This window comes from Paenibacillus phytohabitans (genome assembly GCF_013141775.1).
Taxonomy (GTDB): Bacteria; Bacillota; Bacilli; order Paenibacillales; family Paenibacillaceae; genus Paenibacillus_AQ; species Paenibacillus_AQ phytohabitans.
The window spans coordinates 181063-198191 of record NZ_WHOB01000021.1 but is presented as its reverse complement, the minus strand read 5'-3'; the positions used below and the strand labels follow the sequence as shown (position 1 = coordinate 198191).

The following is a 17129-nucleotide window of genomic DNA, read 5'->3' as shown; positions in this document are numbered from 1 at the left end:
GGTTAAGTTAAAAGATACGATTCTTCCATCCAAGCAGTTTGGCTACCGCCTCCACATAATAGTAGTCGCCATAGATTAGGGAACCATCCACATACATCCCCGCCGGCTTATGGCCCGTCGCTCCATTCAAGATCGGATCACGCGTCAAATCGAATACAGATGAATACGACTCTGTTAATGATGTTAAAATGCCAATAGCTCCATCCCGGTACAAATCGCGTTCAACTGCAGGCACAAATTCTGCGAGTTCCAGTAACCCAGATGCGGCAATTGCGGCTGCAGAGGTATCCCGCGGTTCTCCTTCTTTGGAAGGCAATCTGAAGTCCCAATACGGGACGCGGTCTTCCGGCAGATTTGCTAATAAGAAGTGTGCGACCGATTTGGAAGCCTGTAAATAACGGATATCTCCAGTGTTCTTGAAGGCATTGGCAAATCCATATAACGCCCAGCCTGTGCCACGGCTCCATGCGGACTCCGGTCCCGCTCCCTGGCCGCCAATCCCTTCAATAAATTCACCCGTCTCCGGGTCGAAGCTGACCACATGGCGGGAAGAGCCATCTTCTCTAATGAAATGTTTCAATGCGGTATCCGCATGACGGACCGCAATATGCTTATAACGCGGGTCCCCCGTCTCCCGGCTGGCCCAGAACAGCAAAGAAATGTTCATCATGCAATCAATAATGGTCCAGCCGGTTAAATCACCGTTCCATGCGCGGATAAACTGCCCCGCAGCATTATAACGGCCGGACAGGAAATTCGCAGCTTCGATTCCCCGGCGGTAAGCATCCTTGTCCTTCGTAATCGTATGCTTAATCACCGCTGTCGGCAGAAACTGAAAACCGACATCGTGATGGATATCATCCGTAAGATTAATAAACCATGGCTCAAGTATCTCATCCCAACGCCATGCCGCATTTTTATAGTGCTCTCTGCCTGTAAGGTCATGCATGATCCACAGAATCCCCGGCCAGAATCCGGAGGTCCACCAGTCTGTCGGCATATCATCATAAACCCCGTCCCCGCCGGCGAAATGCGGTGACCTTGTCCCTATACTTTCAATCATGGCATCCACTTTTTGCTCAAGCCTGCTTCTAAACTCCAAATCGAACATTAAGTTAATTCCTCCCACTATAAATAAATTCAGAGCAAAGCCCCATTCGGTATAATCTTTCTCCGATATTAATCATAACGTCCACTGGATTGGAAACATACGGGACAAAACTATGATTTCAAGTAAAATCAAACACACAAAAGTGATCATGTATTGTCTCACCCTTTCACACTGCCTACCGTCAAGCCTTCAGTAAAGTATTTCTGCATGAAAGGATAGATTGCAAACAAGGGAATAATTGAAATGAATATTTGAGCTGCCTTCAGATTGATATCGTTGACATTCATTGCGGCAGCAATCGAATCCAGATCCCCGCTGATAAGTGAAGCTTGAACGTCAACTACTAAGGTTTGTAAATACGATTGAAGCGGGTAGTTGGTAGTAAAGTTGGAATAAATCAATCCATCAAACCATGCATTCCAATGCATGATTAAGCTGAATAAGCTTACCGTTGCAATGGAAGGCTTCGATAAGGGCAAGAAGATTCTCCACATAATAGTCCATTGACTCGCTCCGTCCAGCATGGCTGATTCCTCAAGCTCCTCAGGAAGCCCCCTGAAAAAGTTCATAATTAGAATTACATTGAAAATAGGAACGGCTACCGGAAGGATTAATGACCAGATGCTGTCAATTAATCCTAATTGGGATACAACAATATAAGTAGGAATTAACCCCCCGTTAAATACCATCAGGAATACAAAGTAAAAGGAATAGTATTTCCTTGCCCTAAACACACCATCACTCTTCGATAACGGATATGCAGCCAATATGGTTAACAGCATGTTAATCGGCACACCGATCAATACCCGTTTTACCGTGACCAGAGCAGCCGTCCAGAATTCACTGGAATCCATTACATACTCGTACGCATCCAGGTTGAATCCTACAGGCCACAGTGTAACCCTATTCTCAATAATTGCCTGCGAGCTGCTGAAGGACCGGGCCAATAGATTAACAATCGGGATCAGGCAGGCAAGAGTGATCAATAGTATAAGAACGGCATTGCATATTATAAATACTTTTCTGCTTGCGGACACATTTTTCGCTAACATTAAATTCCCTCCCCTCCTTAGAACACGCGATAGCCCGCATATTTATCTGCCAGTTTAAAAGAAACCAAAATGAGAATGCCTGACACGACTGATTTAAACACGCCTACCGCCGCCGAGAGAGAAAACTGTGAATCCACTAAACCCAGGCGATATACGAGTGTATCGATAATGTCTCCAGTTTCATATACAGATGGACTATACAGGACAAATATTTGTTCAAAGCCGGCGTTTAGAATACTGCCAATGGATAATACCGTCATCAGAATAATGATGGGCGTGATACCGGGTAGGGTTACGCTCCAGGTTTGCTTCCATCTGCCGGCACCATCAATGGAGGAAGCTTCATATAGACTGGGATTAATGTTAGTCAATGCGGCCAGGTATACGATCGTATTGTAGCCAAAGTGTTTCCATACATCACTGATAATCACTGTTCCCGGAAATACATGCTTGTCCCCCAGGAAACTTATAGGAGCATCAATTAGGCCCAGATTGAGCAATGCCGTATTCATTAGACCTGCATCGCTTGATGTATTGCCTTGAGATAAGAAATCGAGCAGAATGCCGCCGAGTACTACCCATGACAGAAAATAAGGCAGGTAAGTAATGGTCTGCACCGTTTTTTTGAACCATTTCACACGCAGTTCATTTAACATCAGAGCAAACGCCACCGGAAAGACCAGATTGCCGATGATCTTGAACACAGCGATAACAAGGGTATTCCTTAATGCCGGCATGAAGTCGGGCAACAGGGCGAGAGTTCTAAAATTCTCAAATCCAACCCAATCGGACTTGAAGAAGCCCAGTCCCGGTTGATAATCCTGGAACGCAATGACAATTCCAAATATCGGTAGATAACTAAATATGAAGAGTATTACAACCGGCAATAAAAGCATCAGATGAAATACTCGCTGCCTGTTCTTATCAATAGAATTCATCGCTTCAATTCCTTTCCTATCCTGCATTTAGGTGTTAAAGGGCCCATGTTCGCCTGCTGCCCTTTAACACATCTATAATTTATTTGTTCTTGTCATACCATTCCTGGGCTTCCTTCGTAACCTGGTCTCCACCAAGTGCCTTCCATGAAGTCAGGAATTTATCGTAAGAATCTACGCTGTCGCCGTAAATGATTTTCACAATAGTCTCCAGAGCCATTTTGTTCAGTGTTGAATATTTGGAGGTCATCGTCTCCGTCGGAATGTAGGTATATGCCAAGGGATTTATTGCATTGCTGCTTTTGACCTCGTCCACAGCTGCCAGACCGAATTGTGCCTCATAATAAGCCAAACCAGACAACAGGACCGGATCCTGGGCTTTCACTTTTTCTTCATGGCTGCCGTCCTTCACAGCATCAAGGTAATATTTAATTTTGTCATAGTCCGTTTTTTGTTCAATATTAAGTATAGAAACGTCACCGCTAGTTAGCGCCTCTGTTTTCTTGTAATAATTCTCAAGATTCCCAAGCGGATTAGTTGTTGGCGTCAAGCTGTATTTCCAGCCGCTATACTTCTCAATTTGTCCGAAATACTTGTAATATTCCTCGTCATCCTTCGGATAAATTAATTTTTGCACGCTTAAGTTCGCAAGTTTGATCAGTGCCTCCGGGTTTTGCGTTTTACTGCTGGCTACCCAATAAGTTTCGGGAAGCGCAGGTATATAGGCTTTCGAAGACCCGCTGCCGTTACCGTCAGGGATTGGCGCACTTGTAAACAGAGCTTTAGGATCATTCAGGACAGCGTTCTTAATGGATGTCATAGGTCCCCAATAAGGTGCGAAGATAATCCCGGCTGTGCTGCTTCCCAAGTCTTTGTTGATTGCAGTCAGGTCCATCGTTCCGAAGTTCTTGGCAAGTGAGCCTTCCGCGTACATACCTTGCAGAACTGCCAGCCCCTTTTTCATTTCAGCCGGGAAATCCCCTCCCCAAGCTACTTTCCCATCCTTTTCAATAAACGTGAACATGCCATTCCAATGTCCCGGTGCCGCACCATAGCCTTCGAAGAAAGCCTGCAGGCCCGACATCATGGCAAATCCTTCTTTACCATTCAGGGCCAATCCGTAAGTGTCTGCTTTCCCGTTCTGGTCAGGATCATTCTTGGTAAAAGCTCTAGCAACTTCTACTAATTCGTCCATAGTAGTGGGTATCTTGAGGCCCAAATTATCCAGCCAATCCTGGCGGAGGAACATGACCATAGCCGAGTCATAACCGCTTCCCACTTTTGGTATTGCATATAACTTCCCGTCAACCTGAGAGGCTACCAGATCTGAACCATTATTGGTATTCACATATTCCTTTAATTCCGGGGTAGCATACTTCTCATATGCATCGGTAAGATCGGCAATCACATTGGTCTGAGCGTATTTGACAAGTTCAGATCCCTTAATGGCAAATACATCAGGATAGCTTCCGGAAGCAATCGCAGTAGCCAGCTTTGTATTGGCTTGACTGGCATCTACGCTATACATAGGTTTAATGTTCAGTCCATTCTCTGCATACAAATCCATCCATGTATTCTTGGTTTCTGTTTCTTGAGCTGCGGGTTTGAAATCGGATGCATATCCAAATCCAACATTAAGATCAATGGCCGGAGAATATCCGTAAGGGTTCTCATCAACGGCTGCTCCGGATGAATTGCCGGGCTTCTGGTTGGCAGAGGAACTGTCATCATTCTTACCTCCAGAACATGCTGTAAGGGAGGCAATCAGGGTTGCCGATAAGACAATACTTGCAATAGCTTTTAACTTTAGGTTATTCATTGTTATCCCCCTTTGTATGTTACCTGTCTGCTACATTCATCATTATAGGTGAAACCGTTTTCTTTCATCTATGGGCATGATTTTACTTCTTTAACTTATCTGTACCATTTGTTATACGCTTACAATATTGATCCCTATTTTGTTAAAATACATGTAAGATGTGTATATAAAGCGCTAACAAGAGGGGGCTCTACACATGGGAAGCCTGTTGATTATTGATGATGAATTGGAAATTCTTGATTCTCTTAGAGACATGTTTAAATATGAGGTTTCGGAGGATATAGATGTCTACACTGCGAATTCAGCAAGGAAAGCAATTGAACTGCTTGACCGGATTAAATTCGATGTTGTCATGACTGATATTAGAATGCCTGGTATGAATGGAATAGAGCTGTTCAGAGTCATCAAGAACAATTGGCCCAAATGCCGGGTGATTTTTCTGACAGGGTACAAGGAATTCGATTATCTTTACGAGATCAATGAATATAAAGATGTCCGGTATTTGTTGAAAAGTGAAGAAGATTCAGTCATCATTCAAACGGTTCTGGAGGCCTTTAGTGAGATCCGCAGCATGATGACCGAGAATTTCGTTTCCCCGGCAGACGTTATGCGGCAAGACAAGGCACAAATGTGGCTAAGGAAGGAATTTATAAATCAGGTCATTTACAGCAAGAGCACGCCGGATAATCTGCAGCAGCAAATTAATGATTTCAATATTCCGATAAACGTTACCCTTCCCATGCTGGCTTTTCTATTTCATCTGGACAATATTACTTCGGATGAACTGCTCGGCCGGGAATATGAGCTGTATGAAGATTTATTCCGGATTGTCCAGCATTTTATGCCTAGCCAGGTTCAGGCTTATATTCATTTCATGGCAAACAGTTATGGTCTTCTTATCATGCAGCCCAAGGACCTAGCCGATACGCTTACACCCGCATGGGACCGGTTGTTTCATATCAGCTTTGGAGCGCTGGAGTATATTCAAGAAAACTTTAAGGAAACCCTTAGCAAGAGCGTATCTTTTGTTACCAGCAGTAAACCATGCATGTTTGACCAACTTGCAGAGCACTATGAACAGTTAAAAAGACTGGCAATTTCAAAAATCGGCATGAATGAGCAGATGATCATCATAGCAGAAAAGGCTGTACTCCCGGAAACTAACGATACCCTAAGTCCCGTTATGCTGCAGCCGAAAGTCCAAACCCTTGTGACAAATCTGGAGCTGAGAAAAACGGCACAATATTTTGAAACCCTTGACGGGCTAACGGAGTCCATTTCTCAAGCTTCCCAAAAATACTACGATATTAAATGGGATCTCTATTACAGTATAGCCATCAAATTAATTCACTTTATCAACGAAAATCATCTGACGGAAGCAATCTCGGGCAAAATAAGTCTTGATCTGTTATTAACAAAAAAACAACCCTCCTGGGAGCATGCCTTAAATTACTTGTATGAAGTGTCTCACTGCATATTTGGGATATTGGATGCCGAACCTAGAAACAGGACTAACGAGGCTCTTCATAAAGTAGTCATCTATATCGAAAACAATCTCAATGAAGATCTGACGCTGAACAGGCTTGCAGAGATTGGATGCTTCAATCCATCGTATCTATCACGAATTTTCAAACAGACGTATGGAAGTAACCTTTCAGAATATATAGTGAAACAGCGTATGGATCTGGCTAAAAGAATGCTTTGCACAACTACTAAACGCATCAACGAGATTTCACTGATCGCAGGGTACACTTCTCACCATTCGTTCACCAGAGTGTTCAAACATATTGTTGGTGTGTCACCAGTAGAATACAGAGATAAATATGGAGAGTTCAAATGAATGCTAACCCTATCATTGACGGTCTTAAGAAAAACAGCTGGAGGAATTCACTTCGGACAAGGCAACTGTCCATTCTGTCCCTGTTTTTATGTGTAAGTGTCTTGTTATCAGTCGTTCTATATTTCAATGCTACCAAAGTAGCGAAACAATCCATTTACGACAAAATGAATTCCCAAGCTGACTTTTATGTGGATTCTATCGATCAGCAGCTGCAAAATATCAAAAATATGATGTATGACGTATTCTCCAGCCGCAACTTGGCCTTTCTGGTCTATCCTGAGAGTACGCTTACTGATTATGAACGAAGAGACGCTATATTAACTGAGCAGGAACGGCTAAGTTCACTCAAGAACAGTAGTCTGCTTGTGGCTTCCGCTACACTTTATTTGCCTAACGCCAATTTGAAAATCTCTGATAATCTTGCGGAAGCTATGACCGACGAGGATTTCCTTTTTCTTAAGGAACATTTTGATTCAACGGATCAAATCATGAATTTCGAAGACAACAAGCTATTCATGCTTTCAAAAGGGGCACCTGATCAGCTCAGTTTTCAAAAAACGGATGTTTTCTTTTATGTAGAACTCAATCGGGAGAAATTAAATGAAACCTTAGCCAGCTTCAACACCCTAGATAATAGCGGATCCTTTCTATACCAGTCCAGCGAAGATATACTTATCCATAGCGCTAATGGCAAAGATTATGCTGCAGATATTCTGCCTATCATCCGGAAGGGTCAGGCTGATTACGGTTACCAAGCCGAATCCATCAAGCTGAATAACGAGAAATTTCTGACCGTGATCCGTAAATCGGATATTTTCGGAGCCTTTGTGCAATATAACCGTGAAAAAGAAGTTCTACGCTCACTCGCAATTTATAAGTGGCTGGTTCTTTTTTATATAGTAATTATGAGCTTTCTCGCACTCATTTTCTCAGTCTACACCGAGCGCAACATTCATAAGCCGCTGATAAAATTGCTAAGAGCCTTCTCGAAGGTTCAGGACGAAGATCTGCGTAGCGGTTCCAGGCTTAAGCTGAATAAGGGAAATGAATTCAACTATTTATATGACGGATTTAATCAAATGACGCAAGAGATCAAGAATCTGGTAGAAGAAGTGTACATTCATAAGAACTTAACGCAGAAAGCGGAACTGAAGCAGCTGCAATCGCAGATCAATCCCCATTTTCTCTATAACAGTTTTTTTTCACTTAGCCGTAAAATTAAACGCGGAGACACTTCCGGTGCAGAAGCCTTCGCCGCTCACCTTGGAGTCTTTTTTCGCTTTTTGACTAAAAATGATTCAGATAATGTAATTTTGCACAAAGAGATTGAACATGCAAGAAGCTATACCAGTATCCAGCACACACGCTTTTCTGACCGCATTCAAATAGATTTTGAGGAGCTGCCGGAGCAATTTGCTGACTTGCTGGTTCCCCGCCTGATTCTACAGCCCATTATTGAGAATGCATTTGAGCATGGACTGGAAAATAAAGAAGCTGATGGATACTTACGAGTTAGTTTTGTTCATGCACACCCCTTCTTAGAGATTCATGTTGAAGACAACGGCTCTGAAGTAGACTGGGTCAAGCTGGAGAAAATCATCTCACATCTGGATAGCGAAGATTTCGAAGAGGTTACCGCCTTAATTAATATTCACAAACGTTTAAAAATACATTTCGGCATAAGCTCGGGACTCGTGCTGCAAAGGGGGCATCTGGGAGGACTTGAAGTCATTATAAGAATGTTAATACAAACAAGTCGGTCAGAGGTTTAATCTGACCGACTTGTTTGTTTGCAGCCATATAGCAAATTTTCAGCGGTCGCCGTACGCCGCCAATAGCCGGCTGCATTCGTCCGCAGTGATCGGCAGAACTCCGCCATGGCGTTTCTTGTTCTTCCCTAAATCAAACGAATCTTCCGGAACCACCCGGAAGTCTCCGCCCGCAAGGTCGGAGGTCACTAAAGGGAGGTAGCCTTTTTTCTCAGCAAAGCGGTCTGCGATTAAGCACCACTCTTCCCTGTCATTGAACTTATAGATTTGCGGTCCTTCAAGGCCCATTATGGCTTCCAGCGCCGGAGCACTGACATTTGTAAAGGCATCGCCGGCAAGCGAGTTCCCTTGTTCGACCCTGATATTATCCGTAGTCCCGTCTTTGGAGTAACGGTAGTAGATACCCTTGTGTTCAATGATCGTAGTGTCAATGATGGAGTCCTCACGCTCCATATACTTCTCCGCGGCTGTAAGCTTGCGGAAGTCTCTGGTGCGGGCACTATAGATTTTGTGTTTCCGCTCCTGTTCGTGCGGCTCCTGCGTCGCAGAAGCCCAGAACACCAGGAATTCGTCCGCAGCTTCGTCATATATAGCCTCCGGAGCCCATACATTGCCTGCACCCGGAATCCCTACTGTAACTGCCCATGGAGAAGACCAGTTCACAAGGTCTGCGGATTCCCACACGATAATGTCCCGGCTTCCCTCCTCCTTGGCGGCCGGCCAGCCTTTACCGCTGGCAATCCGGAGATCTGTGGCTATGAGATAGAATTTGTCGTCCGCAGGTGAGCGTACGATAAACGGATCCCGTACGCCCTTTTCACCCAAGTCTGATCTTAGAACCGGCAAGCCCGCGTTCAAATCTGTCCAATGCAAACCGTCTTCGCTGTAGGAGAAATAGACCTGCTCCCCGTCCGGCTCTTCCCCGATAAAATGCACCAGAAGATAACCTGAATAATTGTTGTTACTTGCTGACAAATTCATGTGCCCCTTCCTGATTCACGGTGTAACGAATACTGTACAGACCTTCCAGCTTGACTGAAGGCTTATAGGATTCCAAACGGGTAACTGTACGCCCTTCAGGAAGAATGACATGATTATAAATATGGGTCTCCACAATATCATCTGCGGCCGATAGGATTTCAACAACAACTTCCACCTTTTTGCTATCCCCTAAATTAAGCACGGTAACCGGAATCTCATCCTCAGGTCCATATACAATATCCACATTTCCGCTGCCGGCTAATACATCCTGAAATACCATGCGGTTCGAATAATACACCAGTTTAGGCTGCCCGTAGTAATCAACTAAAGATTTCTGATAGGTTCCCGTGTTAGGACCCCCGCGCAGACAGCACCAGGAGAAGCCGTCATAATCCAGCTGGCGGCTTTTACGGATGACCTCATACGCTTCAAAGGCCTGCCAGGCTTGGCTTGTCTTCCATTCATTGAACTCCAGGGTGCGTCCTATCGAACCTTCTTCATACCGCCATTCATAGCTGTTCACCTGATAGGTCGGCTTCCCCTTATGCAGATCCCAATTGGGCTGGCCTGCCGTTTCATCATGTTCAAAGTTAAAATAGGCTCTATGCTTACTATCAATAAAACTCGGAATGTAAGAGGTTGTATCCATATAATTAGGCAGGTACTGTTCCTCGACATTCGGCCACTGACGAAGTGCAGGCCATTCATTGCCGTAGCCCAGAATGTAATCCATATTGCCTCTGCAGATTAACGGGGCAGTCCAGACCGAATCGCAATCCTCAGCCGGATTCCCTTCATAATCCATAGTACCGCTATCATTATATGGATTGAGACGGCGGCTGTCTGCGGAAGGAGAGATTAATCTGCTGGTATCCAAAGGTATGATGGTATCATAAATGTTGCGGTACATCTTCATTACGGTATCCCAGTTCTTCCATGAAGGATGATTGGTCGGCTGCCAAATGACAATTGAAGAGTGATTACGCACCTGTCTGATGCAGGTGGCCATTCCTTCAAGGTCCAGGTTAGTGGCCGAAGTAAGCCTTAGCCAGGCAGAGGTCTGCCACACTAACATAATCCCTAATTGGTCTGCAAATTCACACACACGGGGATCATTGATTCCGCCGATTCTTTCATCATGCACGCTCATTCTCAGACCATTTCCGTTCATTTTTTGGACCATGAGCATTTCTTCAATATAGTATTCCGCCGGTGGACACTTCTCCCATGCAGCAATGGTTTCCATAGGGGGCCTTGCCCCGAACAATAAAGGCGCTCGCAAGAGTTCAGGCTTTCCGTTAATCCGGAAGACCCCGCCGTCTTGGCTTACAGTCCGAATTCCCGTTGTAACTACATAATCATCACATTTATTATTCTCACTGTCATATAATTCAACGACTATCTTATATAAATTCGGATGATCACTTGTCCATAAATTCGGAGAAGCAATCTCCAGTATCCCCTCTGTGGTTTCTGTCAAATTAGCATAAGTAGAGGTTGTCCAGTTCCCTTGAGCGCATAAAGGTCCATCTTCAGGAAACCATGGCATCATTTTCACAGCTATATTGTGATCAGTAACTTTAGAAGAGCTTAGTCCTTTTTGCGTTTTTACAGACACCTTCACTTTTTGAATGGCAGAAGATTCATTTATGGCATCCGTCCAGGTAAATACATCTTCAATATAAATACTTGGCAGAAGATCCAGATGCATGCGGCCGGCAAACCAGCCCGTGTACAGATCTGTATGGGAATGCGTCATCTTATCTGCCTCTTCAATCTTGTCGCTATATACTTTGACAGCAATAAGATTGTTGCCTTCCCGCAGGAATGACGTAATATCCAGTTTACGCATATATTCATCTTCAATGAATGCTGCAAGCCGGCCATTGATGTAGAGCTCGCCGCCCGGTGTGAGACTTTCAATATACAACTCGGCGATGGCCGGGACTTCATCAATATAGACTTCCTTGCGCATGAGAATATCTTCACCCGCGTACCGCTGTCCGCCATGAACAATGGGCAATGTGCCGTTTGACCAACCGGCAGGGTCATATTCCGCCTGATTCCACCCGTCAGCCCGGATAGGTGCTGTGAAATCTTCATCTATAAAGGTCCCGATGCTAAACGGTTCGAATTCATTCTCTGTCAGCCGTTTATAGCCAACACCCAAGATATGCCCTATTCTGAGTCCTTGTTTACCGGATACCAGCCACCGCTCGATACTGCTTGTGGTTAAGTCAGAGAATTCAACAAAATCAGCCGCTAATTCATGATTTAGATAGAGATTATATTTGCGGTTTTCAAAATCGAGTTCGATTTTGCAGGTGATGCTGCCAGCGGTAGCAGGCAATGTGATTTTTTTACCGCCCGATATGTAGTACGGAGTGTGTTCAGCATCGAAACCGATGGTTGCCGCTTCACCAAGCGAGAAAACAGAATCCGCCACAGAACCATCGGCCGGAAGCGTCCACTCCAGGAAGCATCTCCAATCCTGCAGGGGCAGTGCGACCGGCAAAGAAGCATCCTCTTCAAGGTAGAGACACGCTTCGGTTACCCTAATATTTTTATATTTACTCCATTGCTCTATTTGCTCCAGCTGTCTGTTTTCTTTAGCAGCTCCATGTCCAGTCCAAACCCAATCGTCCAAAACGATTCTTTGTCTATGCTCTGGCAAGGGCTGTGATTTGATTGCCCCTAGAGCAGAACTCACTTCACCCGCAGTAACAATGGGGCTATATAAATCAACATCGCTAAGATTCTTCTCCATTTGATGGGCATACTCATTCAGAAATGACACTCTTTGTTCCGTATCAAGTACAGAGGTGCCTCCCTTAAAATCAGTTTCTCCGTTTGCCTTGGGATCCTGGCTGAAGTAACGCAGTTCAAAGCTCTTCGATATGGTTTTCAATGCTAAAACTCCCTTCGTTTATCTCAACTCCTGCATTTATTCTACTGCGTACCGCCTCTTTAGTGGATGGAGAAAACCATCTATTACATAGAGAAATCGATCCAATTATGAATTAAGAAACATTCATTATTTAGTCTCATTGTTCTTTTTCATAAGGCTTGGTATGATTGCATCATCCTCTCAGACCAAGAGAAAACGCTCAAGGAGACATTGTAGCTATGGACTTTAACTTAAATGATATTTCATTAAGAATCCTCTGGGTATATGACACCCCCACCCACCAGGGCTGGGAGAATCCCCGTATCAATACATCCATTCACAGCTTCTATTGGATTCACAAGGGTAAAGGCAGTTTCATTACTGAAGCAGACTCATTCGAAGTCGAAGCGGGTATGCTTGCCTATCTTCCCCCCGGCCAAAAACTGCGGATGATTGCCGATAATCAATTCCCCTTTCATATCATTATGGTATTGTTTGATTGCGTGGCTATCCCTTACAAGGATAAACAATGGGGGGAGCAGGGTAAGGTTCCTACACTGGGGCTTCCATTCCTGGATAGGTTCGATAAACCCATGGCGAATCAAATCGACAGTCTTTTCGTTCAATTGAATAAAAGATTTATTCCGGAAGTACCCGGGCTTGAAATAGAGTGCAAGAGTTACTTCTATTCTCTGCTCTCCATCCTTATTCACTCCGACGAGATGACGATTGAAGATAATAACGGAAAGTACATCTATGGAAAAGTTAAGAGCCAGCTTGAAATGTTCTTCCATATGGACATTAAAATCGGCGAGCTGGCCAGAAGTCATGCCGTTTCCCCTTCGTATCTAAGAAAACTGTTTGTGAGGTATGCAGGGCATTCTCCAAAGGCCTATTTAAATCAGATCAGGAATGAGCATGCCATCCTTTTGTTGTTGCGCTCTAAGGAGCCTATTAAAGAAATCGCTGCCGAGTGCGGCTACACTGATGAATTGTATTTCAGTACGATATTCAAACAGACCAATGGCGTTTCCCCTAGTGAATTCCGCAAGAAAGAGTAATATTCTTCTCGGGAAAAAGCGCGGCGTGGTTAGGTTCATGGCTGATTTCTCAGACCCTGCCCTGCCACGTACCGCGCTAATTAATACCACTGATCATATGGTCTGTCTCTTTCTACTTACTTGCCGCTAAATAAGCATCGACTTGCTTTTGGATTTCGGCAACGACCTTCTCGGAGCCCGCTTTTTTCAAGCGTTCACGGAGATCCTGAATATCTTCCTCAACACTTTTCTTAATGATGCCGTAGACCATAGGCTTCTCGTATTGCTCGAGCACATTGTTGACGGTCGCAATTTCGTTCTTGACGCTGGTGTCATCGAACACGAATGATTGCAGCTTCGGACTGACGGCTGTTGCGATCATATTATCCCGGAATTGCTGATATTCGGGAATACCGCCATCAACCTTTTTATAGAGAATATCATCGCGCCATCCCCACGGGCTGCCGCTATCAATCCCAAAGTTTGAGTTATCAGCCGAGGGTACAACGCCCTTGCCATCAGCGGAGAGTGTGTAATGCGTGCCATCGATACCATAAGTCGTCAGATTGAAATAACGTTCATCGTTACGGAACAAATCCAGCAGCATCAGTGCGCGTTCCGGATTCTTCGACAGGCGGTTAATCGCCATTCCGCCTTGGGTATACGGCTTCAAGTCGACCGGATTTCCGAAATTGGCATCCTTAACTACAGCCTTCCATTCCGGATGTTCCGCGTTAACAGTAATGAAGTTAGAGTTCGTTGTCAGTAGATTAAAGCTTGAGAAAGGCACTTTGCCGCTCAAGAAATCATTGAGGGCATCAGATGATTTGTTGACCATGGCGCTTTTGGAGACAATGCCTTTATCCACCCATTCTTTAGTGACCTTCACACCTTCAACGAAGGCATCGGAATCAATATAGGAGAATACCTTGGGTGAACCCTGGGTATCGTCGTAGTACATGTGGTAGTTCCCTGTACCGTCAATGTGGAACCAATTCTTCATCATCTCACGCGGCCAGTATAAAGGCATCCCTGACCAAGTGCGTCCGCCGCCCAGGAGCGCCGGCAATTTCGTGTCCTTGGTAAAAGCCTCATAGTATTTCTCGATACTCTTCGAATCCTTCATCACTTCATCTGCTGTCAAACCATATTTGTCCAGCAGATCTCCACGCAGAATCGAAAATTCACCTTGGATTTCCTTGTAGTTATACGGAAGCATATAGACCTTACCGTCAATCTTCGCTTGTTCCCAGGCTTCCGGATACATGTTGCCGGCTGTCTTCGGCATATACTGGTCAATCATATCCTTGGTAAGTTCCAGGAAACCACCCTTGCTGGCTTGCGCACTGTACTGAGCCCAGTTCGCCGTGAAGATCAGGTCGAAGTCATCGCCGGAAGCAAACAGGAGCGGATATTTCTGTTTCCAATCCGACCACGAGAGGAAGGACACATCAACTGTAGCGTTAATGTCCTCCTTGAGAAGCTTATTAACTTCTCCGTATACCAGATCAAAGTCCTTCGGTTTATCCCCGATGAGATACATTTTCAGCTTCACTTCTTTGGAAATATCAACAGCTGGACTGGCCGCAGGAGTGTCAGTTGCGGCAACTTCCGTCGGAACGGTTGTAGCCTTAGTGGCATTGGAAGCTTCCTGATTGTTGTTTCCTGAACCACCACAGCCGGCTAAGGCCGTAGTTAAAAGAAGAGTGGATGCAATGATACTTGGCCATCTGAACATTTTTCTCATTTCTGTTCTTCCCCCTTATAAATTTCAGCTTATTATGATAATCCGGCAATCCTGCCGGGAGTATCCTTACCCTTTAACCGCACCAACCGTAATCCCCTGGACAAAATAACGTTGGACAAACGGATATAGCAGAAGAATCGGTCCCGTTGTAACCAAAGTCATGGCCATTTTGTAGGCATCGGACGGCATATTGGCAGTAGTTGCGATTCCGGCCTGCGCTGCCGCCTGATTCAAGAATTCCATCTTGCTCAAGACCTGATATAAATAGTACTGAAGGTTATAAATCTTCTCATTGTCTATGAACATCATGGTATTGAACCAGTCGTTCCAATAGTGAAGTGCAATGAACAAACCGATTGTGGCAAGAGCAGGTTTAAGGAGCGGCAGGATAAGCCTTGTAAAGATGGTGAAATCACCTGCTCCGTCAACCGTCGCGGATTCCCTGATCGCCTCCGGAATCGCGGCGATGAAGCTGCGCATAATCAGGATATAGAACACACTCAGCATCGGCGGCAGGATCAGTGCGAGTATACTGTTTTTCATGTGCAGATACTTAACCATCATAATGTACCAGGGCACCAGTCCCCCGCTGAACAACGTTGTGAAATAAAAGTAAAACGCAACGTAATTCCGCTGGCGGAAATCCTTGCAGTTAAGAACATATGCCGTCATGGTTGTAACCAAAAGACCTACTGTTGTACCGATTGCTGTAACTACGATTGTAATCCCATAAGCCCGTATGAAGCCTGCAGAGGTTTCACCAAGCAGCTTATACGCTCCGAGGGACCATTCCGATGGCCAAAATGTGTAACCGTGTAGTGTAATGGACTCCTGGGTCATAAATGAGCCGGTGATGACGAGCCAAAACGGTAGCAGGCACACAAGTGCGAATAAACCAACCAAAATATAACCCAGCGTATTGAACCAAAAACGGTCTGCATGCAGTCGCATGTTACTTCCTCCTTAAAATAGGGCTAAATCTTTCTCCGCTTTACGGACTAAATAGTTGACTGTAACAATGAGAATCAGCGACACAACGGATTGGTATAATCCTGCAGCTGCAGGCATCCCGAATTCCTGGATCGTGAGCATGGACCGTACAACGAAGGTATCAATAACATCTGTCGTGTTATATACCAGGCCGTTGTCGCCAACGATCTGATAGAACATCTGGAAGTCGCCTTTGACAATTCCACCCAGGGAGAGCATAAGCAGAATCACCGCGGTTGGAATCAGTGCAGGAAGCGTGATATGCCGGACTCTCTGGAAAATGTTCGCTCCATCCATCTCGGCTGCTTCATATGTTTCCGAGTCAATACCCATAATTGCAGCTAGATAGAATACCGTACCATAGCCTACAGTCTTCCAGGCGCTGAAGAAGATAAGGATGAATACCCACGCCGTCGGTTTCGAATAGACATCCACAGAATCCATTCCAAACGACGCCAGTAAAGAATTCAGCGAACCGTATTCATAATTGAACACATTGTACACGAACGCCGAAACCACAACCCAGGAAATAAAATAGGGGAGAAAAATGGCCGACTGCAGGAATTTACGAATATATTTCCCCGCCATTTCAGCAAGTAGAATAGCCATTACGATTTCCAAGAGGTTGTTCACGAGCAGGAAAACCAAATTATAAAGCACTGTATTTTTGGTGATATGCCAAAGCTGGCCGGATTCGATGAAATAGCGGAAGTTCTCAAAGCCAACCCAGGGACTTCCAAATATACCGCCGACATAATCGTATCTTTTAAAGGCGATAATGATCCCGGCCATCGGCAGATAGTTAAAAACAAAAAAGTAAATCACCGCTGGCAGGAGCATAAGCAGCTTAATCTTGTGTTTTTTCAGCTCCCACCAAAAGCCTTTATTCATCGTGTTCATTATAGGTTCTCCCTTTCCATTCTCTATTTGTAACCGCTCTCTATGATTTATCATAAAT

The 17129-nt window shown here is 44.8% G+C and carries 12 protein-coding genes; 3 read left to right on the top strand and 9 right to left on the bottom strand.

Translation table 11 applies throughout. From position 1 onward, the window contains the following. Window positions 1–7 precede the first annotated feature (7 nt). From GC101_RS08990 to GC101_RS08975, 4 genes are all read right to left on the bottom strand, one after another. Window positions 8–1111, bottom strand: a complete 1104-nt coding sequence (locus tag GC101_RS08990; protein ID WP_171716952.1) for a glycoside hydrolase family 88 protein — start codon at window positions 1109–1111, stop codon at window positions 8–10. 158 nt (window positions 1112–1269) lie between these two features. Beyond that, complete coding sequence (locus GC101_RS08985) at window positions 1270–2163, bottom strand: carbohydrate ABC transporter permease (protein ID WP_171716951.1); 894 nt, start codon at window positions 2161–2163, stop codon at window positions 1270–1272. Window positions 2164–2180: 17 nt separating this feature from the next. Next, window positions 2181–3101 (bottom strand): ABC transporter permease, encoded by a 921-nt coding sequence (locus tag GC101_RS08980; RefSeq protein ID WP_171716950.1) that lies wholly within the window; start codon window positions 3099–3101, stop codon window positions 2181–2183. A gap of 79 nt (window positions 3102–3180) precedes the next feature. After that, window positions 3181–4917 (bottom strand): type 2 periplasmic-binding domain-containing protein, encoded by a 1737-nt coding sequence (locus tag GC101_RS08975; protein ID WP_171716949.1) that lies wholly within the window; start codon window positions 4915–4917, stop codon window positions 3181–3183. A gap of 196 nt (window positions 4918–5113) precedes the next feature. Between GC101_RS08975 and GC101_RS08970 the strand changes: the two genes are divergently transcribed. Continuing rightward, window positions 5114–6757 (top strand): response regulator, encoded by a 1644-nt coding sequence (locus GC101_RS08970; RefSeq protein WP_171716948.1) that lies wholly within the window; start codon window positions 5114–5116, stop codon window positions 6755–6757. Next, window positions 6754–8529 (top strand): sensor histidine kinase, encoded by a 1776-nt coding sequence (locus GC101_RS08965; protein ID WP_171716947.1) that lies wholly within the window; start codon window positions 6754–6756, stop codon window positions 8527–8529. Before GC101_RS08970 ends, GC101_RS08965 begins: the two co-directional genes overlap by 4 nt. Window positions 8530–8568: 39 nt before the next feature. On the opposite strand, the gene GC101_RS08960 is transcribed toward GC101_RS08965, so the two are convergent. After that, window positions 8569–9507: a glycoside hydrolase family 43 protein gene (locus tag GC101_RS08960; RefSeq protein WP_171716946.1), complete on the bottom strand. Its 939-nt coding sequence runs from the start codon at window positions 9505–9507 to the stop codon at window positions 8569–8571. Continuing rightward, entirely contained in the window at window positions 9488–12415 is a 2928-nt protein-coding gene (locus GC101_RS08955) for a glycoside hydrolase family 2 protein (RefSeq protein WP_171716945.1), read from the bottom strand. The genes GC101_RS08960 and GC101_RS08955 overlap by 20 nt, the downstream gene beginning before the upstream one ends. 218 nt (window positions 12416–12633) lie before the next feature. Here GC101_RS08955 and GC101_RS08950 point away from each other — a divergent pair, with 218 nt between their 5' ends. Then, complete coding sequence (locus GC101_RS08950) at window positions 12634–13455, top strand: helix-turn-helix transcriptional regulator (protein WP_171716944.1); 822 nt, start codon at window positions 12634–12636, stop codon at window positions 13453–13455. A 112-nt stretch (window positions 13456–13567) separates the two neighbouring features. Here GC101_RS08950 and GC101_RS08945 read toward each other — a convergent pair whose 3' ends face one another. The 3 genes from GC101_RS08945 to GC101_RS08935 all read right to left on the bottom strand — a co-directional run bounded on the left by GC101_RS08945 (window position 13568) and on the right by GC101_RS08935 (window position 17071). Next, the gene (locus tag GC101_RS08945) at window positions 13568–15181 is read right to left on the bottom strand and encodes an extracellular solute-binding protein (RefSeq protein WP_171716943.1); all 1614 of its coding nucleotides are present in this window, start codon (window positions 15179–15181) and stop codon (window positions 13568–13570) included. A 66-nt stretch (window positions 15182–15247) separates the two neighbouring features. Then, complete coding sequence (locus GC101_RS08940) at window positions 15248–16132, bottom strand: carbohydrate ABC transporter permease (protein ID WP_171716942.1); 885 nt, start codon at window positions 16130–16132, stop codon at window positions 15248–15250. A gap of 12 nt (window positions 16133–16144) precedes the next feature. Beyond that, complete coding sequence (locus GC101_RS08935; RefSeq protein WP_171716941.1) at window positions 16145–17071, bottom strand: ABC transporter permease; 927 nt, start codon at window positions 17069–17071, stop codon at window positions 16145–16147. Window positions 17072–17129: the final 58 nt, after the last annotated feature.

Excerpts from the sequence above, each read along its gene's own strand:
- GC101_RS08975 (WP_171716949.1), bottom strand. The coding sequence starts at position 4,917 with ATGAATAACCTAAAGTTAAAAGCTATTGCAAGTATTGTCTTATCGGCA.
- GC101_RS08950 (WP_171716944.1), top strand. The coding sequence starts at position 12,634 with ATGGACTTTAACTTAAATGATATTTCATTAAGAATCCTCTGGGTATAT.
- GC101_RS08965 (WP_171716947.1), top strand. The coding sequence starts at position 6,754 with ATGAATGCTAACCCTATCATTGACGGTCTTAAGAAAAACAGCTGGAGG.
- GC101_RS08985 (WP_171716951.1), bottom strand. The coding sequence starts at position 2,163 with ATGTTAGCGAAAAATGTGTCCGCAAGCAGAAAAGTATTTATAATATGC.
- GC101_RS08970 (WP_171716948.1), top strand. The coding sequence starts at position 5,114 with ATGGGAAGCCTGTTGATTATTGATGATGAATTGGAAATTCTTGATTCT.
- GC101_RS08980 (WP_171716950.1), bottom strand. The coding sequence starts at position 3,101 with ATGAATTCTATTGATAAGAACAGGCAGCGAGTATTTCATCTGATGCTT.
- GC101_RS08990 (WP_171716952.1), bottom strand. The coding sequence starts at position 1,111 with ATGTTCGATTTGGAGTTTAGAAGCAGGCTTGAGCAAAAAGTGGATGCC.
- GC101_RS08935 (WP_171716941.1), bottom strand. The coding sequence starts at position 17,071 with ATGAACACGATGAATAAAGGCTTTTGGTGGGAGCTGAAAAAACACAAG.
- GC101_RS08960 (WP_171716946.1), bottom strand. The coding sequence starts at position 9,507 with ATGAATTTGTCAGCAAGTAACAACAATTATTCAGGTTATCTTCTGGTG.
- GC101_RS08940 (WP_171716942.1), bottom strand. The coding sequence starts at position 16,132 with ATGCGACTGCATGCAGACCGTTTTTGGTTCAATACGCTGGGTTATATT.
- GC101_RS08945 (WP_171716943.1), bottom strand. The coding sequence starts at position 15,181 with ATGAGAAAAATGTTCAGATGGCCAAGTATCATTGCATCCACTCTTCTT.